The sequence below is a fragment of the Paenibacillus sp. FSL P2-0136 genome (assembly GCF_037975325.1).
GTDB classification, from domain to species: Bacteria; Bacillota; Bacilli; order Paenibacillales; family Paenibacillaceae; genus Paenibacillus_AQ; species Paenibacillus_AQ silagei.
On record NZ_CP150244.1, the window covers coordinates 367090 to 379205 of the forward strand.

General features: G+C 57.7%; 8 protein-coding genes. 6 read left to right on the top strand and 2 right to left on the bottom strand.

Features of this window, described 5'->3' with window-relative positions:
* The first annotated feature begins 97 nt into the window (after nt 1–97).
* Nucleotides 98–550, top strand: coding sequence for a MarR family transcriptional regulator (locus NYE26_RS01550; RefSeq protein WP_036723807.1), 453 nt, complete (start codon nt 98–100; stop codon nt 548–550).
* A complete protein-coding gene (locus NYE26_RS01555; RefSeq protein ID WP_036723809.1) occupies nt 547–2079 on the top strand; it encodes a DHA2 family efflux MFS transporter permease subunit in 1533 nt (510 codons plus the stop codon). The genes NYE26_RS01550 and NYE26_RS01555 overlap by 4 nt, the downstream gene beginning before the upstream one ends.
* A 271-nt stretch (nt 2080–2350) precedes the next feature.
* Here the strand turns inward: NYE26_RS01555 and NYE26_RS01560 are convergent, their stop codons facing one another.
* Entirely contained in the window at nt 2351–3304 is a 954-nt protein-coding gene (locus NYE26_RS01560; RefSeq protein ID WP_339253395.1) for a YafY family protein, read from the bottom strand.
* A 37-nt stretch (nt 3305–3341) separates the two neighbouring features.
* Nucleotides 3342–4022: a DedA family protein gene (locus tag NYE26_RS01565; RefSeq protein ID WP_339253397.1), complete on the bottom strand. Its 681-nt coding sequence runs from the start codon at nt 4020–4022 to the stop codon at nt 3342–3344.
* A gap of 108 nt (nt 4023–4130) precedes the next feature.
* Between NYE26_RS01565 and NYE26_RS01570 the strand changes: the two genes are divergently transcribed.
* The 4 genes from NYE26_RS01570 to guaA all read left to right on the top strand — a co-directional run bounded on the left by NYE26_RS01570 (nt 4131) and on the right by guaA (nt 12100).
* On the top strand, nt 4131–5558 hold the full coding sequence (locus tag NYE26_RS01570; protein WP_339253399.1) for a polysaccharide deacetylase: 1428 nt from the start codon (nt 4131–4133) through the stop codon (nt 5556–5558).
* Nucleotides 5559–5803: 245 nt separating this feature from the next.
* A complete protein-coding gene (locus tag NYE26_RS01575; protein WP_339253401.1) occupies nt 5804–7279 on the top strand; it encodes a DUF58 domain-containing protein in 1476 nt (491 codons plus the stop codon).
* Nucleotides 7248–9800 (top strand): transglutaminase-like domain-containing protein, encoded by a 2553-nt coding sequence (locus NYE26_RS01580; RefSeq protein ID WP_339253403.1) that lies wholly within the window; start codon nt 7248–7250, stop codon nt 9798–9800. The genes NYE26_RS01575 and NYE26_RS01580 overlap by 32 nt, the downstream gene beginning before the upstream one ends.
* Before the next feature lie 761 nt (nt 9801–10561).
* Nucleotides 10562–12100, top strand: coding sequence for a glutamine-hydrolyzing GMP synthase (gene guaA, locus NYE26_RS01585; protein WP_036723816.1), 1539 nt, complete (start codon nt 10562–10564; stop codon nt 12098–12100).
* The last annotated feature ends 16 nt before the right edge of the window (nt 12101–12116 follow it).

Sequence of the window (12116 nt, forward strand, 5' to 3'; positions counted from 1 at the left end):
AAGAAAACCATTGACGGATAAATAGGTAAATAGTAAAATAGTTCGCATGCGAAGTATTATTGTGCATTTGTGCATTATGCTTGTGGAGGGATAAGGCTTGGAAGAAAAGGAAAAGCAACTGGACGATATTCTGTCCTCTTTCCGCTGCATCACCCATAATTTCCAGCAGCTTCTGTGGAAGGATGCAGAGGAGCTTAACATCACATCTACCCAACTGATGGTATTGCGTAAGTTATCCTTGCATCCCGATATCGGGATCACGGAGCTGGCCGATCTTCTGCATCTGGGCAACAGCGCAGCCAGCGGTGTAGTGGACCGGATGGTGAAGGCCGGACTGATTACCAGAGAACGCTCGCAGAGCGACAGACGAATATTTAAGCTGGCGATGACTGAGAAAGGCAAGGAGATCCGTCTGCTCAGCAGGCAGTCACTCCGAAGACATTTGCAGCCCTTGGCAGACATTCCTGCGGAGGATGTACAGGAGCTGCTGCGGCTGCATGGTGAAATTATCCGAATTCTAGAACAAGGGAGAGACAACAAGAAGCTATGAGTACAATTACAGCCGGTAATGCACCGTCCAAGACGGTCCGCAGAGGCCCGATTATCGCAGCGCTCCTGATCGGCGCCTTCGTGGCGCTACTCAATCAGACGCTGATGAATGTGGCGCTGCCCAAAATGATGGAGGACCTGAATATCCTCGCCAATACGGCCCAGTGGCTGACGACAGGGTTCATGCTGGTTAATGGTGTGCTCGTGCCGATCAGCGCCTATCTGGTGGAGAAATTTACGACCCGCCAGCTCTTTACGACGGCAATGATGTTATTTTCGATAGGTACACTGGTCTGTGCAATAGGAACAGGCTTTGAGATGATTATGGTCGGCAGAGTCATTCAGGCCGTAGGTGCCGGAATTCTGATGCCGCTGATGAACATTGTGTTCCTGCGTATCTTCCCGATTGAAGAACGGGGCAAGGCGATGGGACTGATGGCGGTTGCGATGATTTTTGCTCCGGCTGTCGGACCTACCTTGTCCGGCTGGGTTGTGCAGAACTATTCCTGGCGCGTGCTGTTCTACATCGTGCTTCCGCTGGCCATTTTCTCAATGCTGCTCGGCATGAAGACTATGCAGAATGTCGGTAAGCTGACTTCTCCGAAGCTGGATAAACCGGGTGTGATTCTGTCTACACTGGGCTTCGGCGGGCTGCTCTACGGCTTCAGTGATGCCGGAACAGACGGCTGGGGAAGCACGACCGTTATTCTCTGCCTGATCCTGGGTATCGTGTCCCTGGGGCTGTTCGTATGGCGTGAGCTGACCACGGATAAGCCGCTGCTTGAGTTCCGCATTTTCCGCTACAACATGTTCTCCCTGACTACCGTGATCAACATTATCGTCACTATGGCCATGTATGCAGGGATGATCCTGCTGCCGATCTATCTGCAGACCATCCGCGGCTTTACACCGATGGAATCCGGACTGATGCTGCTCCCGGGTGCGGTTCTGATGGGCGTGATGTCACCGATCACCGGAATTATATTTGATAAAATCGGAGCCAGATGGCTGGCGGTTATCGGCCTTGCCATCACCACTGTAACGACCTGGGAATTCAGCCAGATCAGCACCACTACCACTTATACTCATCTGATCCTGACGTATACGGCCCGCATGTTCGGGATGTCGATGCTGATGATGCCTATCGTCACCGCCGGTCTGAACCAACTGCCGCAGCGTCTGGCTTCTCATGGTACAGCCATGTCCAACACCCTGCGTACCGTGGGCGGTGCACTGGGGATGGCCCTGTTCGTCAGCCTGATGACCAACCGTACGAAGAGCAACATTACCGATGCACTGGTAAGCGGTGCGGTGTCGAAGACCGATAAGGCTGCGATGCTGAAGCTTACACAGGAAGCAACGATTAACGGGATTACCCATGCTTTCGCTGTAGCAACCTGGGTGACTGTTGTTGCCCTGGTGCTGGCGCTGTTCATCCGCAAGACCTCTCCGCAGCCCGACTTCCTCAAGACGGAAGAAGCGGAAGGCGGACAGCCGCAGCCGAACCTGACGAAATCACAGAGAGCATAATCCTGAATAAAAAAGACGATCCGCTATAACCGTTAACGGTTGCCGGGTCGTCTTTTTGCGTCTGCGAACTAGGGTGGAATTGCCACACTGTCCTTCATCCTCCCCAGTCTCCCAGTCAAAAACCGGCTTCTCCCTTAGAGTATAAACCGGCAAACCTGACAACATGGATTCAGGTTCGGAAGCGGATGAAAAAAGATTGTACATGCTTGAATGCGGGTGGGGTGGAAAGATGGTCATGCGATGGCGAATTGAAAATGCTTAGGTTCGGGTTTTATTGCCGCTCCGGCAAGTCTGATGAATATACCGCCGCGACGCCGCGGGCCACCTCGCCTAATCTGCGGCGGATGTGCTCCGGTCCCAGCACCTCCAGGACGGTTCCGAAGCTTAGCAGGAAGCCGTATAGCCAGTCATTCTCAGGGTACTGGAGCGTTAGGGTGTATCCGCCGGTATCATCCCGCTGGAGCGTCTCACAGTCGAAGTATTCCTCGGCGAGATGCTTGCCTTCCGGCGTGAAACGCAGCTTGACCGGTGTGAGATTCTGCGGTTCCTTCCAGCTACTACTCCACGGCAGCTCTGTAAGCGGAATATCCTGGCGGATATAGTGCCTGTTCTTCTTCACTAGCGCTTTCATCCGCAGCAGCTTGAAGAGGCGGAAATCCTGACGCTCCTCGCAGAACCCGTATAAGTACCAGAATTGTCCCTTGAGGACCAGCGTATAGGGCTCGACCGTACGCTGGCTTACCCTGCCTTCGGCAGTTATGTATTCAAAAGTGACCATGACCTCCTCCTCTAAGGCTTCTTTAAGGAGGTCCAGCCGCTCCTCCAGCGGAGCTGTCAGCTCCCAGGGGGAGAAATCGACGATCATTTGCGTGGTTTTGCTGCGGAAGGCGGAGATCTGGGAGGGAGGGACAACACTGCTGATCTTCTCCATCAATAGATGATGGCCCTCTCCGCCGATGGAGGAGGCGCTTTGCAGCGCACTGAAAATGTCGGCCAGCTCGCGTTGCGATAATACGTTGCGGTCCAGCCGGTAGCCCTGCATGAGGCCGATGCCGCCCCCTGCCCCCTGATAGGTAACTACAGGGATGCCAGCGCTGTTAATGCTGTCTATATCGCGGTAAATCGTACGCACGGAGACCTCGAACATATCGGCCAGCTCCTTGGCCTGAATCAGCGGCCGGTTAAGCAGCAATATGACAATGGAGAGCAGACGGTCTATTTTCACAGGGATACCTTCTTTCAGACGTTAGGTGAGGCTATAGTCAGCGGGTCTTGGAGGTCTCTTTGACCTTCACTTGGACCTTGGCATCAAGCGTAGCCACTGGCTTGCGCCGGCGCAGCCGGAGAGAAATGGCAGCCCGGTAACGGTAAATGACAATCAGCGCGGCAATAGCCAGCACGCTTACTGCGATCCAGAGGGCATAGGATTCGATCAGGTGGAAGATGCCCATCCACTGCGGGCCGAAGATTTTGCCGATTCCGAGGAATAACACTACCCAGAATATTGCTCCCCCATAGGCATACATAGCGAATTTACGGAAGGGCAGGGCAATAATCCCGGCAAAATAGCCGGTGAAGTGGCGGACGCCGGGGATGAAATAGCCGATGGAGATCAGCACACTGCCGTATTTCTCGAACCAGCGCTGCGTCTTTTCCAGCTTGGCCGGAGAGAACATGAACCATTTGCCGTACCGCTGGATAAAGGGCAGACCGGCCTTGAGCCCGATGAAATATGTAATGGTCATCCCGATTGTAGTCCCTAAGAAGGCTACGATCACCAGGGTGAAGAAATCCAGCCTCCCCGTGAAAGAGAGAAATCCTGCGAAGGCCATCGTGGTCTCCCCGGGAAAAGGCAGGGCGATAAATTCGAGCAAAAGCCCGAAAAACAATACGCTATAACCATAGCTCGCAAACAATTCTTGTATCCATTTGAGCATATCCATAGATTCTTCACTCTCCAAAGGCTGCGCGCCTATTCTATTCTGAAGCTTGTCTTCATACAATCTACCAAATGGTGCGGGTGCGCCAATAGAATGCTGGAGGTAGAGAAGATGAAGAACAACCTGGAAAATCCTATCCGCCGCATCATGATCTGCGGGTTGCTTGTTATTGCTGTTGTGCTGAGTCTGGGTGTGTCAGCCTATGGAGGGCAGGGGAATTCATCCGGTTCGCGGATTACGTACTCCCTGCAGGCTGAAGCAGGCAGTGCGTTACCTCTACTCTCTAAGAATAATGCTCCGGCTGTCCCGGTGCAAGATTTGCCTCAGGCAGCGGCCAGAATGACAACCGCAGAATCACGGCAGCCGCATATTTCGGGCGGTTCAACCCCTAAGGCAGATGCAGAGCGTCCTGCTCCAGCTATAAAACAAGTAGCTGCTGCTGCTGCGGGGAAAGCTGCTCCAGCAGCCGGTCACCGCAAGGAGAAGGTGGTCTATCTGACTTTTGACGACGGGCCAAGCGCAGTTACTCCCAAGGTGCTTAGCATATTGCAGGAGCAGGGGGTTAAGGCGACCTTCTTCGTGCTGGGGGATCAGGCCGCAGGGCGTCCCGAGCTGATCCATGCCATCTGGGAGCAGGGGCATGCTATCGGCAACCATACCTATAATCATAACTATCATGATTTATATAGCGGCTTCACGGAATTCTGGCGCCAAATCAAGCAGACGGAGGAAACGGTACGTGAGATCACAGGCGTCCGTCCGCAACTGGTCCGTGCGCCGGGCGGCACGTTCGGCCATTTCGACAGTACATACTTCAATCTGCTGAAGCAGGCAGGCTACCGGGTGATGGACTGGACTGTGGACAGCGGAGATTCCCGCCGCCGGGGAGTGCCCGCTGCGGAGATTGTGCAGGCATCTGTCGCTGACTTGAACTCCGCCAGTGTGGTGCTGCTGCTGCATGACGGATCAGGCCATGAACAGAGTGCCAAGGCGCTGCCTGCCATTATTGAACGCTACAGAGCGGCCGGTTATGAGTTCGGCGTTCTGGATACGCAGAGTGATCCCGTACAGTTCAGGGTGTCCTCCAAGGCAGCCTCGCTTCAGCGGAGCAAGCCGTCACAGGATTGGATATCGGCCAATATTGCTCCGAATGCGGAGCTGTTTGCACCAGGCAAGGCGCTTGCGCTTGAGATTGGGCGGATGCAGATCAAGCTGAAGCCCGGAGAGTACCGTCTCCAGCACGGGCAGTACTATGTTCCGCTACGCGCCACCGTGGAACGGCTGGGCGGGCGGGTCGGCTGGGATGCGGATACCCGCAGCGCAGCTGTAAGCTGGAACGGCCGCAGCATGACGTTGGACTCACAGAAGCAGGAGGTTGGCATTCACTGGCCGGACGGTACAGTAGAGTACAGGGCGGCACAGGTGCAGCTCCAAGGCTCCTCCCTCTGGGTACCCCTGCGTATGCTGCTTGAGGCGGCAGGTCATCCGGGTGCGGAAGCCTTTGTTAATGCAGAGGAGCGCAGGGTTACCGCAGCTTAAGGCGGATATCCGTTTTGGAGGAAGGCTGGACGGAGGGGACGGCAGGATACGACAGGGACGGCAGGGGGGCTGGCGGGAAAAGCGGCTACTGGCGGGAAAAGCGGCTGCTGAATGTCTGGGCATCCTTTTTCGTGGAAAGAATAGATAGCAACAGGCCTCAGCAGGTAGTATAGCCAGAGAAAGTACAGGCTGTCAGGGGGCTAGTCTATGACCATGGAAGGGTGTCCTCCTTGTCCTCATCATCATTGACAGATCCGAAATCACAGGTGTATTCACAGCAGAACAGGTACGGGAATGCAGAGATAGCCGGGTTCCCCCGGAAGCGCGTCCGCCGCGCAGCGAAGGAGTGGGGGCGAATGCTGCTCCTGATGGCAGTTACCGGAGGACTGTATATGTGGCGTGGCGGAGAATCGCTCCTGCTGCTGCTGACAGCGGGCGGAGTGGTCATGTCCGGCGGCCTGCTGATGCAGCTCTGCGGTCCCCGGAGAGTTAGTGTCCAGCGCACGATTGTTCCTGCGCGTCTGTCTGCGGGGGATGACGCCATTGTGGAAGTTCAAATTTCTTTTGCCGCCAGAATCCCGTTGCCCTGGATGATTGTGACCGATTACTGGAGCGGGGGCAGCCATCAGGAGCTGCTGTTTCCCGGCTTCCGGCGTTCCTTCAAATATTCTTATGAGCTGCTGTCCGTTCCCAGGGGTGTACATCAGCTTCATGGGTGCAGTATAACTTGGGGGGATCTGCCGGGGCTGTTCACCGGCGGCTGCCAGCCGGGCGGCAAGGCGGACTTCAAAGTGCTGCCAAGGGCGTTATATATGGGCACAGTTGTGCCGGATACCGGCTTGCTGCCCGGGGACCGTGCGTCCGGGCGGGGGAACCATAGCAGCCCGCAAGCAGCGGATATCCGTGATTATGCGCCGGGTGATCCGTTCAGCCGGATTCACTGGAAGAGCAGCGCCCGTAAAGGCAATCTGCAGAGCAGAGTGCCGGAACGTGAAGCGGGGCAGATGACCTGCATCGTGCTTGCGAGCAGTCCGGCGGATTACGAGATTCCCGGCGGTGCGCACCCTCCCCGCAGCCAGCGGAGGTCGGTGATCCCGGCCTTTGAACAGGCGGTATCGGCTACGATGGGGCTGCTGCTCTCTGCCGAGCGTACCGGCAGCTACATCCAGCTCTTCAGCGGCGGCTGGCCAGAAGGGATGGCCAGACATGAGGGACTGGGCCAGATCCCCGGGAGGGTCCGGGATCTGCTTACAGAGATTGCCCCATCCGGTTCACAGAGTCTCAGCAGACTGCTGGAGGATGCGTCACAGAGCTGGATTCCCGGGATGACGGTATCGGTCGTTACCGGCAGGCTGGAGGAGGAGTCAGCGAGAACGCTGGCCCGCTTCCTGGTTCAAGGAATCAGGGTGGAGCTGTATTATGTCTGGGACCAGCCTTCTCCGAGCCGGACTCCGGGTAGTCCTGTGCGGAGCCCGGCCGGAGCAGCGGGGACGCTGCCGGAGCTATCCCGCAGCAGCAGGCTGGCACCGGAGGGGTGGGAAACAACCGGGCAGCATGATCCCGCAGCTTACGGGAACAGCAGACCGCCTGCCTCGGATACGATTGCGGGAAGTCTGATGCGGCTTGGCGCGAGGATTCACTGTCTGGGCTATGCTGCTCCTGCACAAGGGTACAAGGGGGCGGAGCCTGATGGATTCCCGGATAACTCCACCTATTGCTAGTGCGGGTACAGATGGCGCCAGTCCGAAGGGCTCAACCCACTGTGGGCAGCGCTGCTACGGAAGCATCATTTTTACAGCGGCAGGGATGGAGGAATCAGACCTTGCAGAGAATAGCTCCGCTGGTAAAAGAGAGAACAGTCCTCTGTATTATCGCGGTCTGTTCTCTTTGGCGATTATGGGCGTCTTTGGGCTGTGGCTGCTGCCGCTCTACAGATTGCCTGCGGCAGCGGACCATACACAGCTCCTGAGGCTCCTGATGCTCTCGGCAGCAGCCCTTCTCGCATGGGGCTGTCTGCTGTTGCCCCGTCTTGTTCAGGCAAGCGGGCAGCTTCTGCTAATCTTCATGACCTGGTATGGTCTCTGTGCTGCAGCGGAAGGTGGGGGCGGGTGGCTGAAGGTCTATGCCATGGAGAAAAGTGGACAGGATGCCCTGCTGCTGCTCTCTGGCCGGATCTCCGCATTAAGCGAGGACAGCAGGCTGCTGATTCTGGTGCTGGGCTGGGGGCTGCTGGTGTCCTCCGTCCAGCAGCTTGCGCTGTACAGGGGAAGTATTGCGCTGTTCACCGGTGTGACGCTGGTGTATCTGCTGGTGCTGGATATGGGCTATGCTGTTAATACTTCCGGGGATGTCCTGGTCACTGCGGGGCTGATCCTCTGGCTGCGGGCTTTAAGCGGACTGCTCCACCTGCAAGAGAGAACAGAAAGGCCTGTTCTTCCATACGCCCGCTGGGGAGCCAGGGCATTCTCGGCAGCTGTACTGGTAACGCTGGCCGCCTGGATGGCCGGGCAAGGGCTGGGCGCGCGCCCGGCTGCCCCGGTTACACTGCAGCCGGTGCTGGACAAGCTGGAGCACTGGGCAGCGGCGCAAAGACCGGAGGAGGCAGGCGTGCCCGGCACCGGCAGCACCGGCTACAGTATGGAGGACAGAGAGCTTGGCATGCCCCTGACTCCCAGCCGGGAGGCGGCCTTCACGGTCACTGCTTCCCGTCCCTACTACTCGCGGGGGGAAAGCATGGCGTATTATGACGGCCGCCGCTGGGTCAGGAGCGGAGCCGCGTATTCAGCGCTGAATCTGCCCCGGCTGTCCGGGGCGCTGCCCGCTCTGGCGGATACTGCATCAGCCGGGGGCCAGACGTTTATTCAGCGGATTCAGCTGGCCTCGCCTTCCGCTGGAGGTATGCCGCTGTTCAGTGCAGGCGCTATAACAGACGTACAGAACATACGGCTTGCGGACGGAAGCCAGCTGGGTTACGTACTGGCCAGCCCGGACAGGCTCAGCTTCCGCCTGCCGGAAGTCTACAGCTCCGCAGGGGTTACGGAATATACCGTCAAGTCTGTTCTGCCGCCAAGCGATCCGGTAGCGCTGCGGAAGCTGAAGGGGAGTGATCCCGAAGGGGTACGCAGCCAATATTTGCAGCTCCCCGCTGCTCTGTCGTCCAGGGTGCGTGCCCTGGCCGGCGATCTTACCGCATCTGCGGCGAGCCGTTACGATGCCGCCGTAGCCGTAGCCGGTTATCTTCAGGAAGGCTATACCTATTCGCTGAAGACCCGCGTGCCGCCGTCCGGTGCCGATTTCACCGATGATTTCCTGTTCGGGACCCGTCAGGGCTATTGTGTGCATTTTGCCACTGCGATGACGGTCCTGCTGCGCAGCAGCGGCATTCCGGCGCGGTACGTCCAGGGCTACGGCCCGGGAACCGCCGTGCCCGGCTCTGTGCCGCAGCGCTACAGCGTGACCGGCGGCGATGCCCACGCCTGGGTCGAGGTCTATTTCCCCGGCGCGGGCTGGGTCCCCTTCGACCCCACGCCCTCCGCCGCTGCCGCCGCTGCCCTCGGCGCGGCGGCTACGGACCCCGCGGCGGCCTCCGCGCCGCCGGACACCCGCCGCTCCGCTGCGCTGCACGCGGACGCGCTCACCGCCGCCCTGCCGCAGGCGGGCGGCCCGGACACTGCGCCGCTCGCGCTGGCGGCGCTGGTGCTGGCTGCCGCCATCCGCTGGCGGCGCAGCCTGGCCCTGCTGCCGGCGGTGCGACGCGCCGGCAGGCTTGGCCGTGAGCGGCAGCTGCGCGCCGCCGCTGCGGCCTGGCACGGGCTGGCGGCGCGCTATGGGCCGCCGCTGCCCGGGGTTACCGCCAGGGAGTACGCAGACTCCCTGGCTATCGAGGACGGGCGGCTGCGCGCCGCCGTCCGGGGGTTTGTACGCCAGTGGGAGACCCTGGCGTATGGCGGCGCCGGAGGCGGCGTGCCTTTAGCGGCCGCGCGCTCCGCTGGAGACGCCGTGCCTTTGCCGGCGTCGGGCTCTGGTGGCGGTGCTGCGCCCTTGGCGGCGTCGGGCTCCGCTGGAGACGCCATGCCTTCAGCGGCGTCGGTCCCCACCGGAGGCGCCTTACCTTTGTCGCACTCTGCGCGGATGTCGCCCGCCTTGCCCTCGTCAACCCCCGAGCCCCCCAGCGCTGCCGATACCATGGACGCAGAGGCTTTTATGGCCCGGTGTCTGATGATCACCTTCCATCTAACCTGATCAAGAATCGGCGTCCCTGCATTTGCAGCGGACGTCTTTTCATATAGGGAATCATGACTTCCGTCTGCCCCGGATAGAGGTACATATAATGGACCAAATGTAGGCGAAAACATACATGTCAATCAAGGCACAACTCCAGCATGAAAATGAGCAGCTTGCTATCGTCCATTCATCTGTTTAGCGTAATTTCACAGAAAACCGAATACAATTTGTTGGGGGGGCGGCGAGTGGGGCAAATGTAATCGAAAAACGAAATTCGGCGCTGCGTGGGCACGAGGACCAAATGTAATCGAAAAACCGACTATATTTAGCGCTGCGTGGACACGTGGCCCAAATGTAATCGAAAGACCGACTATATTCGGCGCTGCGTGGGCACGAGGACCAAATGTAATCGAAAAACCGACTACATTCGGCGCTGCGTGGGCACCTGGGCCAAATGTAATCGAAAAACCGCCTACATTTAAATCCACGCTCCCCATGCCAGATACTATCCACCCCCAGCCAGGGCTATAATTTTTGACTGTATTTCCATAACATAGATACCGGCTCCCGGCACCAGTGAATCGGCGGACATTTGCTCATCTGCAGGTATTCCTTACTGTCATGGCCACGAGCCTGTTTCAGCTACCTTTGCCCTATGCAGGTATTCTCTCCACCCCTACCACAGCCAGCCCAAAACCTTGAAACAGAGGGACCCCATTTCCTTGACGCTGAGAATTAACCATGAGTATAATGAATCCAATAATCAAGGGAGGCAAGTAATGAACAAGCCAAATGAAATAATCGTTGTTCTGGATTTCGGGGGACAGTATAACCAGCTAATCGCGCGCAGAATTCGTGACCTGGGGGTATACAGCGAGCTTCTGCCGTACAATACACCGATGGAGAAGATTAAGGCCTTATCACCCAAAGGTATTGTATTCTCAGGCGGGCCAAGCAGTGTCTATGCGGAGAATGCACCACATGTCGACCCGGCGATTTACGAGCTCGGGCTGCCGATCTTCGGAATCTGCTATGGGATGCAACTGATGGCACAGCAGCAGGGAGGCAAGGTGGAACGCTCCGCCAAGCGCGAGTACGGCAAAGCCGATGTGGAATTCGCACCCAGCTCCGTGCTTGCAGCGGGCCTTGAGAGCAAACAGACCGTATGGATGAGCCACGGGGACCATGTAGTGGAGCTTCCGGAGGGCTTTAAGCTGGATGCCGGTACAGAGAGCGCGCCGATTGCAGCCATGAGTAATGATGAACGCAAATTCTTCGCCGTTCAGTTCCATCCTGAGGTACGCCACTCCGTGAAGGGGAATGAGATGATCTCGAACTTCCTGTACGAGGTCTGCGGCTGCGAGGGCAAATGGACGATGGAGTCGTTCATCGAGGATGCCGTTAAGGATATCCGTGACAAGGTCGGCGACCGGAAAGTGCTCTGCGCACTCAGCGGCGGCGTGGATTCCTCTGTTGTGGCGATGCTGATTCACCGTGCGATCGGCGATCAGCTGACCTGTATGTTCATCGACCACGGCCTTCTGCGTAAAGGTGAAGCGGAGAGCGTCATGGAGACTTTTGTCGGCAAGTTCGATATCCATGTGGTCAAAATCGACGCCCGTGACCGCTTCCTCGGCAAGCTGGCCGGTGTCTCCGATCCCGAACAGAAACGTAAAATCATCGGCAACGAGTTCATCTATTGCTTCGACGAAGAATCGGCCAAGCTGGGTGACTTCGCGTTCCTGGCTCAAGGTACACTGTATACCGATATCGTAGAGAGCGGAACAGCAACGGCGCAGACGATCAAGTCGCACCACAATGTGGGCGGGCTGCCGGAAGATATGAAATTCAGCCTGATCGAGCCGCTGAACACCCTCTTCAAGGATGAAGTCCGCAAGCTGGGCGAAGAGCTGGGCATGCCGCATGCGATCGTGTGGCGTCAGCCTTTCCCGGGTCCGGGTCTGGCGATTCGTGTGCTGGGTGAAGTGACCGAAGAGAAGCTGCAGATCGTTCGCGATTCCGACTATATCTTGCGTGAAGAGATTGCCAAGGCGGGTCTCGACCGCGAGATCTGGCAGTATTTCACTGCACTCCCTAACATGAAGAGTGTTGGCGTAATGGGTGACGAGCGCACCTATTCCTACACCGTAGGCATTCGTGCGGTAACCTCCATCGACGGCATGACCGCTGACTGGGCACGTATCCCATGGGATGTGCTGGAGAAAATTTCAGTCCGCATCGTCAACGAAGTGGATAACGTGAACCGCATCGTGTACGATATTACTTCTAAGCCGCCTGCCACGATCGAGTGGGAATAAAATAATAAGAGCTGAG

Excerpts from the sequence above, each read along its gene's own strand:
- NYE26_RS01555 (WP_036723809.1), top strand. The coding sequence starts at position 547 with ATGAGTACAATTACAGCCGGTAATGCACCGTCCAAGACGGTCCGCAGA.
- NYE26_RS01565 (WP_339253397.1), bottom strand. The coding sequence starts at position 4,022 with ATGGATATGCTCAAATGGATACAAGAATTGTTTGCGAGCTATGGTTAT.
- NYE26_RS01570 (WP_339253399.1), top strand. The coding sequence starts at position 4,131 with ATGAAGAACAACCTGGAAAATCCTATCCGCCGCATCATGATCTGCGGG.
- NYE26_RS01580 (WP_339253403.1), top strand. The coding sequence starts at position 7,248 with ATGGATTCCCGGATAACTCCACCTATTGCTAGTGCGGGTACAGATGGC.
- guaA (WP_036723816.1), top strand. The coding sequence starts at position 10,562 with ATGAACAAGCCAAATGAAATAATCGTTGTTCTGGATTTCGGGGGACAG.